Annotated in this window: 12 protein-coding genes and 7 pseudogenes; 17 read left to right on the forward strand and 2 right to left on the reverse strand. The window is 70.6% G+C overall.

Features of this window, described 5'->3' with window-relative positions; all coding sequences use genetic code 11:
• Positions 1 to 54: 54 nt before the first annotated feature.
• From puhA to K6K41_RS01725, 17 genes and pseudogenes are all read left to right on the forward strand, one after another.
• Positions 55 to 792, forward strand: coding sequence for a photosynthetic reaction center subunit H (gene puhA / locus K6K41_RS01650; RefSeq protein ID WP_315855264.1), 738 nt, complete (start codon positions 55 to 57; stop codon positions 790 to 792).
• A complete protein-coding gene (gene puhB / locus K6K41_RS01655) occupies positions 789 to 1,454 on the forward strand; it encodes a photosynthetic complex putative assembly protein PuhB (RefSeq protein ID WP_261403661.1) in 666 nt (221 codons plus the stop codon). Before puhA ends, puhB begins: the two co-directional genes overlap by 4 nt.
• 13 nt (positions 1,455 to 1,467) lie before the next feature.
• Positions 1,468 to 1,926: a photosynthetic complex assembly protein PuhC gene (gene puhC / locus K6K41_RS01660; RefSeq protein WP_261403662.1), complete on the forward strand. Its 459-nt coding sequence runs from the start codon at positions 1,468 to 1,470 to the stop codon at positions 1,924 to 1,926.
• 91 nt (positions 1,927 to 2,017) lie between these two features.
• Entirely contained in the window at positions 2,018 to 2,269 is a 252-nt protein-coding gene (locus tag K6K41_RS29215) for a hypothetical protein (protein WP_315855124.1), read from the forward strand.
• A 159-nt stretch (positions 2,270 to 2,428) separates the two neighbouring features.
• Positions 2,429 to 3,513: pseudogene (acsF, locus tag K6K41_RS01670) on the forward strand (magnesium-protoporphyrin IX monomethyl ester (oxidative) cyclase).
• 172 nt (positions 3,514 to 3,685) lie between these two features.
• Positions 3,686 to 4,500, forward strand: a pseudogene (gene puhE / locus K6K41_RS01675) (putative photosynthetic complex assembly protein PuhE).
• 19 nt (positions 4,501 to 4,519) lie between these two features.
• The gene (hemA, locus tag K6K41_RS01680) at positions 4,520 to 5,737 is read left to right on the forward strand and encodes a 5-aminolevulinate synthase (RefSeq protein WP_261403663.1); all 1,218 of its coding nucleotides are present in this window, start codon (positions 4,520 to 4,522) and stop codon (positions 5,735 to 5,737) included.
• A gap of 302 nt (positions 5,738 to 6,039) precedes the next feature.
• Positions 6,040 to 6,954: a 4-hydroxy-3-methylbut-2-enyl diphosphate reductase gene (ispH, locus tag K6K41_RS01685; RefSeq protein WP_261403664.1), complete on the forward strand. Its 915-nt coding sequence runs from the start codon at positions 6,040 to 6,042 to the stop codon at positions 6,952 to 6,954.
• Complete coding sequence (gene bchI, locus K6K41_RS01690; protein WP_378146843.1) at positions 6,947 to 8,005, forward strand: magnesium chelatase ATPase subunit I; 1,059 nt, start codon at positions 6,947 to 6,949, stop codon at positions 8,003 to 8,005. Before ispH ends, bchI begins: the two co-directional genes overlap by 8 nt.
• 539 nt (positions 8,006 to 8,544) lie before the next feature.
• Positions 8,545 to 8,751: pseudogene (gene bchD, locus K6K41_RS30095) on the forward strand (magnesium chelatase subunit D); the annotation flags it as partial.
• A gap of 171 nt (positions 8,752 to 8,922) precedes the next feature.
• Positions 8,923 to 9,122, forward strand: a pseudogene (gene bchD / locus K6K41_RS30100) (magnesium chelatase subunit D); the annotation flags it as partial.
• 273 nt (positions 9,123 to 9,395) lie between these two features.
• Positions 9,396 to 10,004: pseudogene (locus K6K41_RS01700) on the forward strand (VWA domain-containing protein); the annotation flags it as partial.
• A gap of 103 nt (positions 10,005 to 10,107) precedes the next feature.
• Positions 10,108 to 12,038 (forward strand): annotated as a pseudogene (dxs, locus tag K6K41_RS01705) (1-deoxy-D-xylulose-5-phosphate synthase).
• Between the two features lie 412 nt (positions 12,039 to 12,450).
• Complete coding sequence (locus K6K41_RS01710; RefSeq protein ID WP_261403665.1) at positions 12,451 to 13,158, forward strand: alpha/beta fold hydrolase; 708 nt, start codon at positions 12,451 to 12,453, stop codon at positions 13,156 to 13,158.
• 215 nt (positions 13,159 to 13,373) lie between these two features.
• Positions 13,374 to 14,887: pseudogene (locus tag K6K41_RS01715) on the forward strand (phytoene desaturase).
• A complete protein-coding gene (locus K6K41_RS01720; protein WP_261403666.1) occupies positions 14,865 to 15,896 on the forward strand; it encodes a phytoene/squalene synthase family protein in 1,032 nt (343 codons plus the stop codon). Before K6K41_RS01715 ends, K6K41_RS01720 begins: the two are co-directional and overlap by 23 nt.
• Positions 15,893 to 16,057, forward strand: coding sequence for a hypothetical protein (locus tag K6K41_RS01725; RefSeq protein WP_261403667.1), 165 nt, complete (start codon positions 15,893 to 15,895; stop codon positions 16,055 to 16,057). The genes K6K41_RS01720 and K6K41_RS01725 overlap by 4 nt, the downstream gene beginning before the upstream one ends.
• Before the next feature lie 150 nt (positions 16,058 to 16,207).
• Here the strand turns inward: K6K41_RS01725 and K6K41_RS01730 are convergent, their stop codons facing one another.
• Entirely contained in the window at positions 16,208 to 17,158 is a 951-nt protein-coding gene (locus K6K41_RS01730) for a carotenoid 1,2-hydratase (protein WP_261403668.1), read from the reverse strand.
• Positions 17,044 to 18,822, reverse strand: a complete 1,779-nt coding sequence (locus tag K6K41_RS01735; protein ID WP_261403669.1) for a phytoene desaturase family protein — start codon at positions 18,820 to 18,822, stop codon at positions 17,044 to 17,046. The genes K6K41_RS01730 and K6K41_RS01735 overlap by 115 nt, the downstream gene beginning before the upstream one ends.
• Between the last annotated feature and the right edge of the window lie 55 nt (positions 18,823 to 18,877).

Below are 18,877 nucleotides of genomic sequence, written 5' to 3' on the forward strand. Positions count from 1 at the left end.
CGGGAGAGACGCCATGTACTCTATCTGCACTTCACCCAGCATTTCGATCTCGCGCTGACTTCGCTCTATCTCTTTTGGGCGTTCTTCGCCGGGTTGATCTATTACCTCCACCGCGAGAACAAGCGCGAAGGCTACCCGCTGGTCGAAGACCACCCGGTCGGCCGCGGCGTCTCGATCGTCGGCTTCCCGAAGCCGCCCTCGCCCAAGACCTACCTGCTGCATGGCGGGCACGGCGAGGTTTCGCTGCCGAGCGGCCGGGTCGAGCGCGCCGATCTCGCGCTCGCTCCGACCGCGGGCTTCTCCGGCGCGCCCTACGTGCCCGTCGGCGATCCGATGACCGCGGGCGTCGGCCCCGGCTCCTGGGTCGAGCGCTCGAACCATCCGGACCTCACCGTCGACGGCCGACCCAAGATCGTGCCGCTGCGCGCAGCGCCCGACTTCCACCTCGCGCCCGAAGATCCGGACCCGCGCGGCTGGCCTGTGGTCGGCGGCGACCGGCAGGTCGGCGGCGTCGTGTCGGACGTCTGGGTCGACCAGTCCGAATACATGATCCGCTACTTCGAGGTGGAGCTTTCGGGCGGCCGCAGGGCGCTCTTGCCCACGCCCTTCGCCAAGGTGGACGGCCGCCGCGGGCGCATCACCGTGACGGCGCTCTACGCCGACAATTTCTTGGGCGTGCCCCAGACCGCGAGCCCAGACCAGGTCACGATGCTCGAAGAAGAGAAGACCGCGGCCTTCTACGGCGCCGGCCTGCTCTACGCCCATCCCGGCCGCGCGGAGCCGCTGCTGTGAGCCCGGGCCCGCAAGAGGGCGAGCCCCGCCCCTTCGGCCTGCCCGGCCCGCTGCCGGAGGGCGAGCGCATCCTCTGGCAGGGGCAGCCCGGCTGGCGGGGGCTGGCGCTGCGCGCCTTCCACTGCCGCGAGGTCGCGATCTATTTCGCAGTCTTCGCCGCATGGCGGGCCGCGACGGGCTACGCAGAGGCCGGGCTCGAGGCTGCGGCCGTGCGGGCGATGGCGCTGCTGCCGATCGCCGCGATCGCCCTCGGTCTGCTGGCCCTTCTCGCATGGGCGACGGCGCGCTGCTCGGTCTACACCATCACCGACCGGCGGGTGGTGCTGTCCATTGGGGTCGCGCTTACCGCGACGCTCAACCTGCCACTGAAAACCATCACGCGGGCGGACCTGAAGCTTCTCGGCGACGGCTCCGGCGACCTCTCGCTCGGGCTCGGGGCCGGCACGCGCGTCGCCTATCTCACACTCTGGCCGCACGCCCGTCCCTGGCGGATCAAGACGCCGGAACCGACGTTGCGCGCCTTGCCCGACGCCGCTCGCGCGGCCTCCGTGCTCGCCGAAGCGCTGGAGCCGGGCGCCTCGGCCCGCGTCGCGCAAGTCCGCGCCTTCGCTCCCGACATGCGTCCCGTCCCCGCGCCGCGCCCCGCGGCGCTGGCGGGCTGAGGGAGACACGGCCATGGCCCGCCCCGACGACTTCTCACCGCCCCGCGCCTTCCTCATCGGCGCGGCCGCAATGGCCGTGATCGCGCTGGTCGCGGCCTTCGTCGGGCGGGCCTCGGACGTGGGCGCGTTCCGCATGGAAGAGAGCCCGACGGTCGAAAGCCGCCTGCTCACCATTCTGGACGGCGGCGTCGGCCACGCGACGGTGAAGGACGCAACGACCGGCGACCTCCTCGCCGCCACGAACCCGGGACTGGAAGAGGGCTTCGTCTGGGGCGCGCTCAACGGTCTCTCCTACGGCCGCAAGCAGATCGGCGCTCCGGCGGACGCCCCTTACGAACTCGCCCGCCGCGCGGACGGGCGCATCACCCTCACCGACCTCATGACCGGCCAGAAGGTGTTTTTGGACTCCTTCGGCTACGGCAACGCCGCGGCCTTCGCGCGGCTCTTCGAACATAGGGAGGCGGCACGATGAAAATGGCTGCGAACGCGCAGACGCGTGGCGCCCTGCCCCCCTCCCCCTTGTGGGGAGGGGTCGGGGGTGGGGTGGTTCAGAAGGAGGCGAGATGGCCGCCGCCGTTCTACGCCGCCGTCCTGAGGTCCATTCTGAACCACCCCCACCCTCACCCTCCCCACAAGGGGGAGGGAGCGGGACCGTCGCGGCCATCCGGCGAACGGGCGCCGCGCGCGCAAAGCCGCTGTTCCGGCGGCGCTTCGAGATCGACTGCACGGTCGACGTCGAGCACACAACCGAAAGCCTCCACGCCTATGTGTTCCTCGACGGCTACGAGGTCGGCCCGGCGACGAGGTCACGGTGAAGAACCCGCCCGCGACGCCGGCCTTCGGCGGTCGCGTGGTCCGCCGCTGCCGCGCGAGCGTCACGCAGGCCGGCCTCTGGGGCCGGATCTGGACGCCTGTCGCCGCCTATCTCGAGCTCACGGATCTCTACGAAGTCGGTTTCGACGAAGGAGCGCGTCATGATCGCGGTCGAAGGCGGCGTGCCGCAAGGCGGCCTCGTCACGAACGAAAGCACCGCCGGCGCCATGGAGGAGACCGTGCTCTCCCGCGCTTCTACACCACCGACCACGCGGCGATGGACAGGATCGACGTCTCGGCGGTGCGAAGCGAATGGGACCAGATCGTCGCCGAGATGCGGCGCGACGAGAACAAGGAGCACTTCCACAAGACGCCGGAGTTCGACGACTTCTCGCTCGAAGCGCTGCCCCCGGAGCTGCAGGCCGAGTTCAAGGACTTTCTCGTGTCCTCGCTCACCGCCGAGTTCTCCGGCTGCGTGCTCTACGCCGAGATCAAGAAACGCATCCAGAACCCTGACATCCGCGAGCTTTTCGGCTTCATGACGCGCGACGAGAGCCGCCATGCCGGCTTCATCAACGAAGCGCTGAAGGACATGGGCATCGGGGTGAACCTCGGCTTCCTGGCGCGGGCCAAGAAGTACACCTTCTTCAAACCGAAGTTCATCTTTTACGCGACCTATCTCTCCGAGAAGATCGGCTACGCGCGCTACATCACGATCTTCCGGCATCTGGAGCGAAACCCGGACAAGCGCTTCCATCCGATCTTCAAATGGTTCGAACGCTGGTGCAACGATGAGTTCCGCCACGGCGAAGCCTTCGCGATCATCATGCGCAGCGACCCGAAGCTGACCCAAAGCTTCGTCAACAAGCTCTGGATCCGCTTCTTCCTGCTGGCCGTCTACGCCACGATGTATGTGCGTGACCACGCCCGACCGGCCTTCCACAAGGCGCTCGGGATCGACCCGACCTGGTACGACACGAAGGTCCTCAACCTCACCTCCGAGATCTCGAAGCAGGTCTTTCCGTTCACGCTCGATCTCGAGCATCCGGCGATGAAAGCGGGCTTCGACCGCATGTGCCGGATCTCCGACGGCATCGCCGCGGCGCAGAAGAAAGGCGGGCTGGTCGGCAAGGTGAAGGCGACCGCGCTCGGGCTCGCGGCCGGAGCGGTGTTCCTGCGGCTCTACGTCGTGAGGGTCGTTCCCAACGAGGTCCCCGCCTCGCCCCGCCTCGCGCCGGTCTGGTGAGCGCGATGGACTCGGCTCGAACGGAACTGCGTGCTTCGAGACGCCCGCTGGAGCGGGCTCCTCAGCATGAGGACCGTTCTTGCCCGCCACGATCCGTCCTCATGCTGAGGAGCGGCCGTAAGGCCGCGTCTCGAAGCACGCGGTTCGGCTCCGCAACGCGGGATCTCCTCCCATGACCGTCGCGCTCGTCTCGGTCGGCTTCGTGATCCTGCTCTGGTGGACGGCCACCGCGGCGGTGTTCTGGCTCGACCGGCGGACGGGCGCCTCCGGCTGGACGATCCTTGGCGCGACGCTTGTGCTGTTCGCCTCGCTCGTCGGCCTCGGCCTCACGTCCAAGACCGTGACGCCCGGCGGCGCGTTCCTCGCCTTCGCCTGCGCGATCGGGGTGTGGGGCTGGAACGAGCTCCTGTTCCTCTCAGGCGCGGTCACCGGCCCAAATCGCGGGCCGGCGGACGCCGGCCTCAAGGGCTGGGCGCGCTTCCGCGCGGGGCGGGGAGCGTGATGCACCATGAGGTCGTGCTGCTCGCCTCTGCGGCCGCGGTCGCGGCGCTCACCGTCGGCGGCGAGAACCATGCAGGCCTTTGCGCCTTCATGACCCTCTGGGTCATGCGATTGAGCGCAAAACTCAACATCTTCGTCGGCGTGCCGAACCCCGGCGAGCGCTTCCTGCCCGACCGGCTGCGCTATCTCGCGGGCCATTTCCGCACCCGGCCCGTGGGGCCTTTCTTCGCCGCCACCATGACGGCCGCCACTCTCGCGCTCGCCGGCGTCGCGCTGTTCGGCGCGGGCGAGGCGCCGAGCGACTTCGAGATCGCGAGTGTCGCGCTCGTCTCGACGCTGCTCGCGCTCGCCGTGATCGAGCACGTCTTTCTCGCGCTGCCCTGGGACTCCGGGCGGCTCTGGGGCGGCTTGCCGGCCAACGACAATCTTCGCGCGGGCCGCTCGCCCGCATCGACGAAGCCCGCGCCCCGCGCGGCCAAAGCCTGAACCTCGGGGACCGAAGCCGATGACCAACGACCGGTACTTCCGCGAACGTCTGGACGGCCTGAAGCGCGAGGGCCGCTACCGCGTCTTCGCCGATCTCGAGCGCAAGGCGGGCTCGTTCCCCCGCGCCATCCACCACACCGCGCGCGGGCGTCGCGAGGTGACCGTCTGGTGCTCCAACGACTATCTCGGCATGGGCCAGCACCCTGACGTGCTCGCCGCCATGCACGAGGCGATCGACCGCGCGGGCGCCGGCGCCGGCGGCACCCGCAACATCTCGGGCACCAACCACGACCACGTTCTGCTCGAGGCCGAACTCGCCGACCTTCACGGCAAGGAGGCGGCGCTGCTCTTCACCTCCGGTTTCGTGTCCAACCTCGCGACGTTGACGACGTTGGGCGCCCAGATCCCCGGCTGCGTGCTGGTCTCCGACGCGCTCAACCACGCCTCGATGATCGACGGCATCCGCGCAAGCCGGGCGGAGAAGCGCATCTTCGCGCACAACGACCCGGAGGACCTCGACCGCGTGCTGTCGAGCCTCGACCCGACCGCGCCGAAGGTCGTCGCCTTCGAGAGCGTCTATTCGATGGACGGCGACATCGCGCCGATCGCCGAGATCTGCGACGTCGCCGATCGCCATGGCGCGATGACCTATCTCGACGAGGTCCATGCGGTCGGCATGTATGGCCCGCGCGGCGGCGGCGTCGCCGAAGAGCGCGGACTGATGGACCGCCTCACAATCATCGAGGGCACGCTCGGCAAGGCCTTTGGCGTGGTCGGCGGCTACATCACGGGGTCCGCCGCGACGGTGGATTTCATCCGCTCCTTCGCCTCGGGCTTCATCTTCACCACCTCGCTGCCGCCCGCAGTGGCGGCGGGCGCCGCGGCGTCGATCCGGCACCTCAAGGAAAGCCAGGCCGAGCGCATCGGCCAGCGCGACCGAGTGGCCCGGGTGCGCCGCCGGCTGGACCGGCTCGGCATCCCGCACCTTCCCAATCCGAGCCACATCGTGCCGGTGATGGTGGGCGATCCGGTCCTCTGCAAGCAGCTTTCGGATCGGCTGCTGAACGAGCACGGGGTCTACGTCCAGCCCATCAACTACCCGACGGTGCCGCGCGGCACGGAGCGGCTGCGCATCACCCCGTCGCCGCTGCACACCGACGCCGACATCGAGCACCTCGTGGCGGCGCTCGCGGCGGTGTGGGCCGAAGTGGGGCTCGAACGGGAGGCGGCGGAGTGAGGCGACATCCGAAAAGCCAAAACGCTTCCGCGGCTGTCTTCGATAGACCGCGAGGCCTCCGGACCCGCTCCCCTTTGCGGGGAGGGGCAAGGGGTGGGGGTGGCTCAGGAAAAGGCTCCGAGGGCGATGCCGCTCTACGCTCAACGTCTGCGCCTCGTCCTGAGCCACCCCCACCCTCACCCTCACCCTCCCCACAAGGGGGAGGGAACGGGGACGTCAGCGCAAACTCCAAGGCGTCGTCTGAGGCAGGATCCCGCCCCCTCCGCATCGTCCTCGCCAAGCCCCGCGGGTTCTGCGCGGGCGTGGTCCGCGCGATCGAGATCGTCGAGCGGGCGCTCGCGGCCCATGGCGCGCCGGTCTATGTGCGTCACGAGATCGTCCACAACGCCCATGTGGTCGAGGCGCTGAAAGCCAGGGGTGCGATCTTCGTCGACGAGGTGGACGAAATTCCGGAAGGCGCCGTCACGGTGTTTTCGGCGCACGGCGTCGGCCGTTCCGTCGAGACGGCGGCGGCGGCGCGCGGCCTCGACGTCATCGACGCCATCTGCCCGCTGGTGAACCGCGTCCACAAGGAGGGCGCGCGCTATGCGAGCCTTGGCTTCGATGTGGTGCTCATCGGCCATGAGGGGCACCCGGAGGTCGAGGGCACGCGCGGCCGGATCGACGGGCGCCTGCATGTCATCGCCACGGTCGAGGAAGCCCGGGCGATCAAGGTGTCAGACCCGGACCACGTCGCCTTCGTGACCCAGACGACGCTCTCGGTCTCCGACACCAGCGACGTCATCGCGGCGCTGAAGAGCCGCTTCCCGGCCATCGTCGGCCCCGACACGCGCGACATCTGCTACGCGACGCAGAACCGGCAGGCGGCGGTGATCGCGCTCGCGCGCGAGGTCGACGCCATCCTCGTGGTGGGCGCGAAGAATTCCTCCAACTCCAATCGCCTGCGCGAGATCGGCGAGGCGGCCGGACGACCGAGCTGGCTGATCGGGGACGCCTCCGAGATCGACCTCGGCTGGCTCGAACGCGCCGAGAGAGTCGGGATCACCGCCGGCGCCTCCGCGCCCGAGCGCCTCGTCGAGGAGGCGGTCGCCCGGCTCGCCGACTGGCGGCCCGTCACCGTCGAGACCGCCGAGGGGCCGGAGGAGACGGTTCAGTTCCGCCTTCCGCCAAGGCTCGCCCCTGACCTGCGCTACCGCCGGGAGGCCGCCCATGCTTGACCGCCCGGCACACAGCGCGCCCAAAGCCGCGGTCGCCGCCTCCGCCCCCCGACCGCCCTTCCCGTTCTCGGCCATCGTCGGTCAGGACGAGATGAAGACCGCGCTGCTGATCGCGGCCGTCGATCCCGCGCTCGGCGGCGTTCTCGCCATGGGCGACCGAGGGGCCGGCAAATCCACGGCCGTGCGCGCTCTCGCGGCGCTTTTGCCGGAGCAGAAGGCCGTGGAGGGCTGCATCTACGGCTGCGACCCGGCCGCCCCCTGCCCCGCCTGCACGGGCCTGGCGCGCCGAAAATCCGTCGCGCGGCGCGCGCCGGTCGTCGACCTGCCGCTCGGCGCGACCGAGGACCGGGTCGTCGGCGCGCTCGATCTCGAGCGGGCGCTGACGCTCGGCCAGAAGGCCTTCGAGCCGGGCCTGCTCGCCCGCGCCAATCGCGGCTTCGTCTACATCGACGAGGTCAACCTGCTGGAGGACCATCTCGTCGACCTCCTGCTCGACGTCGCGGCCTCGGGCGAGAACGTGGTGGAGCGCGAGGGCCTTTCGATCCGCCACCCCGCCCGCTTCGTGCTGATCGGCTCCGGCAACCCGGAGGAAGGCGAGCTTCGCCCGCAGCTGCTCGACCGGTTCGGCCTGTGCGTCGAGGTGACCACGCCGGCCGACATCCCGTCGCGCATTCAGGTGGTGAAGCGCCGCGACGCTTATGAGCGCGACCCGCACGGATTCTCCGCCGACTGGGCGGGAGCGGACGCAAAGATCCGGCGACGCGTGGAGCGGGCGCGGCGACGGCTCGACGAGGTCGCGGTCAACGACGACGCGCTCGAATCCATCGCGCGGCTCTGCCTCGCGGTCGGGGCCGACGGCCTGCGCGGAGAGCTCACCCTGATGCGCGCCGCCCGCGCGCTCGCGGCGCTCGACGGCGCGAAAGCGGTGGGCGAGAGCCAGGTTCGCGCCATGGCCGCGCCTGCGCTGCGCCATCGCCTGCGCCGCAACCCGCTCGACGAGACCGGATCCAGCGCCCGGATCGAGCGCGCGGTCGCGGATCTTCTGGGGTGAGCCCCGGCGCCGCGCCTGTCTCGCCATGCTGGCGCGACGCGATCGCGGCCGTCGCCCTTGTGGCGATCGATCCGGCGGGCCTCGGCGGCATGCGCCTCCGCAACGCCGCGGCGCCGGCGCGCGAAAAGCTGCTGGACGTCCTGAAGACGCTTCTGCCTCCCGGCGCGCCTGTCCGACGGCTGCCGCCCAACATCCCCGACGACCGCCTGCTCGGCGGCCTCGACCTCGCGGCGACGCTCTCGGCGGGGCGGCCGGCGCACCAGCGCGGAGTTCTCGCCGAAGCCGACGGCGGCGCGCTTGTGGTCCCCGGCGCAGAACGCGCCTCGCCGGGGCTCGCGGCGCGCATCGCGTCGGCTCTCGACCGCGGCGCCGTGGCGGCCGAGCGCGACGGGTTCGGGACGCTCCAGCCTGCCCGCTTCGCCGTGCTGGCCTTCGACGATGGCGAAGGCGACGACGCAGCCCCGCCCGCGGCGCTCACCGAGCGGCTTGGACTTGCGGTCGACCTCGCCGCGATGCGCCCCGCTGATCTTGCGGCGGTTATGGACGCCGCCGATGTCGAGGCGGCGCGGCGCCGCCTTCCGGCGATCGAGGTTTGCGAGGACCGGACGCTCGCGCTCGCCGAGGCTGCGGCGGCTCTTGGAATTTGCGGCCTGCGCCCGCTGATCTTCGCCCGCGCGGCCGCCCGCGCCGCGGCGGCGCTCGCCGGTCGCGACCGGCCCGACGACGCCGACCTCGAACTCGCGGCGCGGCTCGTTCTCGGGCCCCGCGCGACCTGCGTTCCCGCCGCTCATGACGACGAAGAGCACGCAAGCGAACCCGAAGGCGATCGAGAGGACCGCGGGGGCAAGGACGACGACGGCGCCGGAGGCGATCCGCGCGAGCTCGCCGAACGCGTGCTCGCAGCCGCCGAGGCGACGCTTCCGCCGGGACTGCTCGAAGCTGGTGCGGCCGCGGCGCGCTCGGCCGGCGCAGCGGGCCGCTCAGGCGCGCAGGCCTCGCCTCGTCGCGGCCGTCCGGTCGGCTCGCGCCCCGGCCGTCCCGAAGGCGGAGCGCGGCTCGATCTCGTGGCGACGCTCAGAGCTGCAGCGCCATGGCAGGGCTGCGGCGGAGGGAGGCGGCCCTCCCCCCTCCCCCGAGCCAACTCCGCTTCAGCGGAGTTGGCCATCCTGAGTGCGCAAGTCGGATACATCCGACTTGCGATGGGGAGGGGTCGGGGGTGGGGGTGCTTCAGGATAAGGCGCAGGAGGCGACATCGCTCGACGCGCAACCGCGCCGCTCTCTCCGGAGCCACCCCCACCCTCACCCTCCCCACAAGGGGGAGGGAGGCGGAGACGTCGCGGCTCAACAGAGTGGGACGTCGTCCGTCGAAAACCAAGCAAGCGAAAGTCCGCCCCCTCCCCGCATCCTCGTCCGCCGCGAAGACTTCCGCATCCAGCGCCTGAAGGAACGCCGTCGCTCGCTCACGATCTTCGTCGTCGACGCCTCTGGCTCCGCCGCCCTCCATCGGCTCGCCGAGGCGAAGGGCGCGGTCGAACTGCTTCTGGCCGAGGCCTATGTCCGGCGCGACGAGGTGGCGCTCATCGCCTTTCGCGGGACCACAGCCGAGCTGTTGCTGCCGCCGACCCGCTCGCTCGCCCGCGCGAAGCGATCGCTCGGAGAGCTGCCCGGCGGCGGCGGCACCCCGCTCGCGAGCGCGATCGACGCTGCGGCGCTTCTTGCAGTCGCGGCGCGGCGGCGGGGCGATGCGCCGGCGCTCGTGTTCCTCACCGACGGCCAGGCCAACGTCTCCCGCGACGGCGAAGGCGGCCGCGCCCGGGCGCAGGAGGAGGCGGCGCAGGCCGCTCGCGCGCTGAAGGCGTTGGGACTGAAAAGCCTCGTGATCGACGTCTCGCCCCGCCCGAACCCGCGCGCTGGAGAACTCTCGGCCGCGATGGGCGCCCGTTACATGCCGCTGCCCTCGGCCGACGCCCCGGCGCTCGCTCGCGCTGCCGCCTCGTGACGCATGTCACGAATGGATGACATAATGAGTGTAAACAAAACTTGTCATCTCTCTTGTGCGGTCTAAGCTGACATCCGGAGCGAACAGGAGGCCGAACATGCCGATGACGCCCGCAACCGCCGGATCGCGCACGCCGCTGCTCGACCGCGTCTCGACGCCCGCGGATCTCCGAAGACTTCCCGAGAGCGACCTCCGCCAACTCGCCGACGAGCTTCGGCTGGAGACCATCGAGGCGGTTTCGGTCACCGGCGGGCATCTCGGCGCCGGGCTCGGGGTGGTGGAGCTCACCGTCGCGCTCCACCACGTGTTCGACACGCCCGACGACATTCTCATCTGGGACGTCGGCCACCAGGCCTATCCGCACAAGATCCTGACCGGCCGCCGCGACCGCATCCGATCTTTGCGAAAGCCCGGCGGTCTCTCGGGCTTCACCCGGCGCGCCGAGAGCGACTACGACCCCTTCGGCGCGGCGCATTCCTCGACCTCGATCTCGGCCGCGCTCGGCTTCGCGGTCGGCCGCGACCGCTTGGCTAAGACCAACAACGTCGTGGCGGTGATCGGCGACGGCGCCATGTCGGCCGGCATGGCCTATGAGGCGATGAACAACGCCGGCGCGATGGACGCGCGGCTCGTCGTGATTCTCAACGACAACGACATGTCGATCGCCCCGCCGACGGGCGCGCTTTCGGCGCATCTTGCGCGGCTCGTCTCCGGAAAAACCTATCGCGGCGCCCGCGAGGCGTTGAAGAGGCTCGGCAAGAGGCTCCCCCGTGGCCTCTTCGACAAGGCCCGCAAGACGGAGGAATACGGCCGCGCCTTCTGGTCGGGCGGGCTGTTCGAGGAGCTCGGCTTCTACTATGTCGGGCCGATCGACGGGCACAATCTCGACCACCTGCTGCCCGTGCTGAAGAACGTGCGCGACGCCGAGCAGGGCCCGATCCTCGTCCATGTGGTGACGCAGAAGGGCAAGGGTTACGGGCCCGCCGAGGCCTCCGCGGACAAGTATCACGGCGTGGTGGCGTTCGACGTCGCGACCGGCGCGCAGGCCAAGGGCAAGGCCGGGCCGCCGGCCTACACCAAGGTGTTCGCCGAGAGCCTGATCCGGGAAGCTGCAGCCGACGAAAAGATCGTCGCCATCACCGCCGCCATGCCGGGCGGCACCGGGCTCGACCTGTTCGAGAAGACGTTTCCGGACCGCGTCTACGACGTCGGCATCGCCGAGCAGCACGCCGTGACCTTCGCGGCGGGGCTCGCGGCGCAGGGTCTGAAGCCGTTTTGCGCGATCTATTCGACCTTCCTGCAGCGCGCCTATGACCAGGTGGTGCACGACGTGGCGATCCAGAGATTGCCCGTGCGCTTCGCCATGGACCGGGCGGGTCTCGTGGGACCGGACGGCCCGACCCACGCCGGCTCCTTCGACCTCGCCTACCTCACCTGCCTGCCCGGCATGGTGATGGCGCCGGCCGACGAGGCGGAGCTCACCCACATGGTGGCGACGGCCGCGGCCCATGACGACGGCCCGATCGCCTTCCGCTATCCGCGCGGGAACGGGACGGGCGTCGCCCTGCCGGCGCGCGGCGTGGCGCTGCCCATCGGCAAGGGCCGCGTGGTGCGCGAGGGCGCGTCGGTCGCGATCCTCTCGCTCGGAACACGGCTCGCGGATGCGCTGAAGGCCGCGGACGAGCTCGGCGCGCGGGGCCTTTCGACCACGGTCGCGGACGCGCGCTTCGCGAAGCCGATCGACGTCGAGCTGATCCTGCGGCTAGCCCACAGCCACGAGGTGCTGGTCACCGTCGAGGAAGGCTCGACCGGCGGCTTCGGCTCGCTGGTCCTTCACACGCTCGCCGAGGCCGGGCGCTCGACCATGGCCTGAAGGTCCGGACGCTGACGCTCCCCGACCGCTTCATCGAGCACGGAACGCCCGACGGCATGCTCGCGGAAGCGGGTCTCGACGCGGCCGGGATCGTCGCGACGGTTCTCGGCGCGCTGGGGCGCGAGGACGTTCCGGCCGCCGCCGCGCCGTTGAGGGCGTGATGGGCGGGGCGGATCATCGAGCCGCAGTCTTCTCCCCCTCCCCCCTGTGGGGAGGGGTCGGGGGTGGGGGTGGCTCCGGAGAAGGCGCAGACGGCGAATTGCTCGACGCGCAACGACAGCAGCCCATCCTGAACCACCCCCACCCTCACCCTCCCCACAAGGGGGAGGGAGGTGAGACGTCACACACCTTCGAGGGAAGAGGGCCTTAAAACCATGCCCGCCCGCCTCGACTGGAGCCGCGACGGAGGCGACTGGCCGAACAGGTCGGCGAGCCGCTTCGTCCGGGCCGGCGGGCTCACCTGGCACGTGCAGACGGCGGGCGACGGCGACGACGTGCTGCTGCTCCACGGAACCGGCGCCTCGACGCATTCCTGGCGGGGCCTGTTTCGTCGCGCTCTCGCGCGACCATCGCGTGATCGCGCCGGACCTCCCCGGCCACGCCTTCACCGACCCCCTTCCCTACGGCCGGACGACTCTGCCCGGCATGGCCGAGGCTGTCGGCGCGTTGCTGAAGAAGCTCGGCGCCCGGCCCCGGATCATTGTCGGCCATTCGGCGGGCGCAGCGATCGCGATCCGCATGGCGCTCGACGGCCACGCGGCGCCCGACGCCATCGTCAGCCTCAACGGCGCTGTTCCCGATCTCGAACTCCTTCGCGCGGCCGTTCTTCGTCGGCGCGGCGAAGCTGCTGGCGCTGAACCCGCTTACCCCCTGGCTGTTCGCGCTCCGGGCGCGCGACCCGGTCGCCGTGCCCCGCTGCTCGACGGCACCGGCTCGGAGATCGACCCGCTCGACGAGGAGATCTATGGCCGGCTCGCGACGACCACGTCCCATGTCTCGGGCGCGCTCGGCATGATGGCGGGCTGGGATCTCCACGCGCTCGAGGACGATCTATCGAAGCTCGAGACGCCGCTGCTCCTCGTCGTCGGCGAGGCCGACGCCATGGTGCCGCCCGGGCGCGCGGCGGGCGTCGCGCGGCTCGCGAAGAACGCTCGCGTCGTCTGCCTGCAGGGGCTTGGCCACCTCGCTCATGAGGAAGCGCCCGGAAAGATCCATGCGCTGATCGGCGAGTTCGCCCCGAAGACGGCCGCGCCCGAGCAGAAGGCCGCCGCCCATGGCTGAGCGTCCCGGCTCGAGCTGCGCCGCCTGCCCCCCTCCCCCTTGTGGGGAGGGGTCGGGGGTGGGGGTGGCTCCGGAAAAGGCAGAGCCGGCGACGCGGCTCAACGCGCGGCCGGAGCGCTCCATTCTGAACCACCCCCACCCTCACCCTCCCCACAAGGGGGAGGGAGGGGGCCGACCTCGCGGCAATCGCCCTTCTACGCCAAGGACGACCGCCCATGGCTGACGGCTGGCCCCTCGTCGACGACCGGCCGCATGCGGTCGTCATCGGCTCCGGCTTCGGGGGGCTGGCGGCGGCGGTGCGGCTCGGCGCGCGCGGCTGGCGCGTGACGGTGCTGGAGCGGCTTGACCAACCGGGCGGCCGGGCGCGCGTGCACCGACAGGACGGCTTCACCTTTGACGCGGGCCCGACCATCGTCACCGCGCCGCATCTCTTTGAGGAGCTCTGGACGCTCGCCGGACGACGAATGGCCGACGACGTGACGCTCGTTCCCGTCGACCCGTTCTACCGCATCCGCTTCCACGACGGGTCGACCTTCGATTGCTCGACCGACGCGGAAGCGATGCGCGCGCAGGTGCGCCGCCTGTCACCCTCCGACCTCGACGGCTATGAGCGTTTCCTCGCCTTCTCGAAGGAGCTCTGCCGCGTTGGCTTCGAGGAGCTCGGCGCGAAGCCATTCTCGCGCGTCTCCGACATGGCGCGCATCGCGCCAGAACTGGTGCGGCTCAAGGCCTATCGCTCGGTCCATGCGCTCGTCGCCGGCTTCGTGAAGGACGAGCGGCTGCGTCAGGCGCTCTCGTTCCATCCGCTGTTCGTCGGCGGAAACCCGTTCCGCGCCTCAAGCCTCTATGCGCTGATCGCCTGGCTCGAGCGGCGCTGGGGCGTGCATTACGTGATGGGCGGGATCGGTCGGTTGGTGGAGGGGCTCGCGGGCCTCGTCCGCGGACTTGGCGGCGCGGTGCGGCTCAATGCGGAAGTCGAGCGCATCCTCGTCGAGAACGGCCGCGCGACGGGCGTGAAGCTAGCGAGCGGCGAGATGATCCGCGCTGACGTCGTGGTCTCGAACGCCGACAGCGGCTTCACTTATTCTCGCCTTCTCGCCGGCGAAACGAGGCGACGCTGGAATGATCAAAAGCTCAACAAATCAAGCTACTCGATGAGCCTCTTCGTGTGGCGCTTCGGAACGCGAAAGCATTTTGCGGAGCTGCCCCACCACCTCATTCTGATGGGTCCGCGCTATCGCGGCCTGCTGGACGACATCTTTCCAGGAAGCGCCTCGCCGAGGACTTTTCGCTCTATCTGCACCGGCCGACAGCGACCGACCCGTCGCTCGCGCCGGAAGGCTGCGACGGGTTCTATGTGCTCTCGCCGGTCCCGAACCTGCTCGGCGGCGCCGACTGGACGCAGGAGGCCGAGCCCTATCGCCAAAGGGTCGCGCGGTTCCTCGACCAGACCGTCATGCGGGGCTTCGAGCGCGAGATCGTCACTTCAACGGTCACGACGCCGCTGACCTTCCGCGACGACTTCCTGAGCCCCCACGGCGCCGCCTTCGGGCTGGAGCCCGTGCTGACCCAGAGCGCCTGGTTCCGGCCGCACAACGTCTCGGAGGAGGTCCAGAACCTTTTTCTCGTAGGCGCAGGCACGCATCCGGGCGCAGGGCTTCCGGGGGTGCTGTGCTCCGCAAAAATCCTCGATCAGGTGGTCCCGCATGCGACAAGCCTCGTCCGCTGACCTCGCCGCCTGTTCGGCGATCCTCGCCCAGGGGTCGCGCTCGTTCCAGGCCGCCTCACTGCTGCTGCCGCGGCGCGTTCGCGAGCCGGCGGTCGCGCTCTACGCCTTCTGCCGCGAGGCCGACGACGCGGTCGACACATCGACCGATCCGGCGAGCCTTCAGCGCCTAAAGGCCCGGCTCGACGCCGCCTACGCCCAGCGCCCCGAGGACAGCGCAGTTGATCGCGCTTTTGCGACGGCGGTGGCGGGGAGACGAATCCCGCGGGCCATTCCCGACGCGCTGATCGAAGGATTCTCCTGGGACGCCGAAGGCCGGCGCTACGAAAAATTCGACGCGCTCGAAGCCTATGCGGTGCGGGTCGCGGGCACGGTCGGGCTGATGATGGCGCTGGTGATGGGCGCGCGTTCGCCCGCCGCGCTCGCCCGCGCGCTCGACCTCGGCGTCGCGATGCAGCTGACCAACATCGCGCGAGACGTCGGCGAGGACGCCCGTATGGGCCGCCTCTATCTCCCGCTCGACTGGTGCGCGGAAGCAGGCCTCGACGCCGATGCCTTGTTGGCGGCGCCCCGACCCTCGCCGGCGCTTGCGCGCGTCGTCCGCCGCCTGCTGGGCCAAGCTGAAAAGCTTTATGCGCGGGCTGACGCCGGCATCGCGGCGCTGCCGCTCGATTGCCGGCCGGCGATAGGAGCCGCGCGGCGGATCTATGCGGCGATCGGCGACGAGGTGGCGGCGGCGGGCCACGACAGCGTCACGCGCCGCGCCGTCGTCGGTCGATCGGCCAAGGCATGGCGCCTTGCGGCCTCGCTCACCTCGGTCATTCCGACGCCGGGACGCGACGCCGAAGCGCCGGCGCTCGCATCGGGGCGCGCGCTCATCGAAGCCGCGACCGCGATGGGCGAACCGGCGCCGGCCACCGCGCCTCCCCGCTTCGGAGAGCGCGTCGGCGGGGTGGCGGAGGCCTTCGCGCGGCTGGAGCAGGCGCGCCGCATCGAGCGTGGGGCCCGGTGATCGACTCTCACGCCTTCGGCCTGATCGAGCTTCTGGGCGTCTTCGGCGTCATCCTCGGCGTGCTCGGCTGGCAGTGGGTCTCGATCCGCCGGACATTGCGGGAGGACCGGGAGAAGGCGGAGCGGGACGCCGCACAGCCCCAAGAGACGCGCTTTTCCTGATCCTCCTCTGCGTCAGCGGAGGGGGGACCATGGGCGAAGCCCATGGTGGAGGAGGCCCTTGGCGCAAAACGCGTCGATCGCCTGCGCCCGCCCCTCCACCGCTTCGCGGTCCCCCTCCCCCGCGCTGAAGCGCAGGGGAGGATCAACCCTTCATCCGCGCCGCGGCATCCTGAACGGCAGCATCGCCTGCACCACCGGCATGCCGAACCGGTCGAGCGACAGGCTTTCGTGCATGAGCGAAACCTCCTCGCCGCCGATCGTCGTCGCGATGCGTGAGCGCGAATAGAACGGCGCGTCTTCCAGCTTCGCCTCGATGCGGTGGACCGTCCCCGCGTCGCGCCAGACCAGGCGCGGCATGCCCCAGAGCAGTCTTGGCGACGCCGCGACGGGCGGCGCGGGGACGGAGGAGAACCGCCCCTCCCCATCGATCGCGATCCCGAGCGACAGTGGGGCTCCACGCCGCCGCGCGACGTCATAGAGCACCAGCGCCCCGTCGCGGGTCCGCGCCCTGCCCCAGATCCACTTCGAGAACGCGGTCTCCAAAGGCTCGGAGCCCTCGTTGAAATCGAGATAGCCGTCGCCGCGCCAGTTCAGCGCCGGGCTCTCGCATCGAACCTCGAGCTCCGCCATCGGCGCGATCGGCCGCCATTCGTGACGACCCTCGCCGTCGATCGCGAAGGCGCGGCTCAGCACAGGGCCGAAGCTCACCCGCACCTCGCCCTTCAGCCGCTTCGGGATCGGCGCGCAGATCTCCTCGAAGCGGATCGTCAGCCCGGAATCGTCCCAGACGAGCTCGCTCGGGCCGATGACGAAGCGGTTCGGCTCACGCCGAATGCGGCGGCGGCCGCGCTCGGTCATCGACCAGCGCCCGCCCGGCCCGTAGAGCGCGACATTGAGGGCGCAGTGATTTTCCGGATCGGCAGGACCGCGGCGGCGGGCGAGCGCGTAATAGGGCGAGAACACCGAGCCCACGAAGGCGATGATCGTCAGCCCGTGCCGGCCGTCCTCGCTCCAGCCGTCGAGATACCACCAGGCGTAGCCGCTCGGCGGGATTTTCCGGTCGAAGCGAGGTCCCGGATCAGCGAGGTGGCGGCTCGCCATCCCGAAAGCGCCGCCATCGGCACGCCCGGCCCCGGATGGACGCTGCCCCCCGCGAGATAGAGCCCCGGCAGGCGGCTCGTGGTCACGGCCCGCCGGAACGAGGCGCTCGACCCGTGGCTCGCCGGCCCGTAAAGCGCCCCGCCGGTCGCCGGAAACATCTGCGCGAATTGGCTCGGCGTGGTGGCGATCGTCTCGCCCGAAAACTCCAGCGTCAGCCCGCAGCGGTCCAATAGCTCCAGCGCGTTCCTCTCGCATCTCGCGATCTCCTCGCGGCCGAATTGATAGACGTCGCCGACCGGCGGCGCGTTGACGAGCAGCATCAGGCGTTCCGGAAAGACGTCGGGAGCATCGCTCCGCCGACCGCGCGCCTCCGCCGTCATGCCCGGCGAAGCCGGGTATCCACGACTTCCCTTCGCGACGGCGCCGTCTCCCAAGTCGTGGATACCCGGCCTTGCGGCCGGGCATGACGGAGGTGGTTCCGACGCGAAGCCGTCGGAGAGCAAACCTCCCCCGTCGTCACGGTCCTGCGCGCAGAGATAGACGGTGGGCGCCTCGGGCAGCTGCGAGCGACCAAAAATCTGGTCGAACTCGGCGCGGTAGCCGCCCGAAAAGAACACCGTGTGGCGCGCGAGCGGGAAGCCGTCGGCGCGGGCGACCGACGCGAAGGTGACGGCGGAGAGCGAGCGGTCGTTCGGGCTGGTGCGCGGCGCGGCCCGGACGGGCGCCTCGCCCAGAAGCCCGGCCCCCAGCGCCTCGACGTCGCCGTTGAACAGGATGGCGTCGGCGGCGAGCCACTCGCCGCTCTCCAGCGTCACGCCCGAGACGTTTCCGCCCTCGGCCTCGATGCGCGCCGCGCCGACGCCATAGCGAAACGTCGCGCCGTTGGCCTCGGCCTGCCGGGCGAAGGCCTCCGCAAGGCGGATCATGCCGCCTTCGACAAGCCACACCCCGTCCATCTCTACATGGGCGACGAGCATCAGCGTGGCGGGGGCGGAAAACGGCGAGGAGCCGCAATAGGTGGCGTAGCGGCCGAAGAGTTGCCGCAGCCGCGGGTCCTCGAACATCCTTGTCAGCGTGGACCACAGCGTCTGGAACGGGCGGATGCGGGCGAGATCGACGAGCCCCGAAAGCCCCGCTCCCATCACGAGCCCCGCCCGGCTCGGCGCCTCGGCGCGGATGAAGCTGTGGTCGAGCGTGCGAAACACATGCGCGGCCTCGGCGTGGAAGGCGAGGAAGCGCTTCGCTTCCGCCGCGCCGGAGAAGTCGCCGATCGCGTCCGCCGAGCGGGCGGGATCGGCGAAGAGGTCGAGCCGCTCTTCCGGCCCCCAGGCGTGGCGCGCGAGCGTCTCGACGGGTCTCAGCGTGACGGCTGCGTCGAGATCGAAGCCCGCCGTCCCGGCGATTTCGCGCATCAGGCCGCGCATGGTGAAGACCGTGGGGCCGACGTCGATCGGCCGACCCGCAACCTCGACGGTCCGGATCTTTCCGCCCGGCCGCGCGGCCTTCTCCACCACTGTCACGTCGAGCCCGGCGCGCGCGAGGACGGCGGCGGCCACGAGCCCGCCGATCCCTGCGCCGATCACGACCACGCGGTCAGCCGGCATGGCGAAGGCCTCGCTCTGGCCAGAGCATCTCGCCTCGATCCCATAGGCCGCCGAAAACATTTCGGCGAGCCTCTTCCGTTGTCCAATATTTTGGACAAATATGCACGTCATAAAA

The organism is Chenggangzhangella methanolivorans (assembly GCF_019797865.1).
GTDB classification, from domain to species: domain Bacteria; phylum Pseudomonadota; class Alphaproteobacteria; order Rhizobiales; family Methylopilaceae; genus Methylopila; species Methylopila methanolivorans.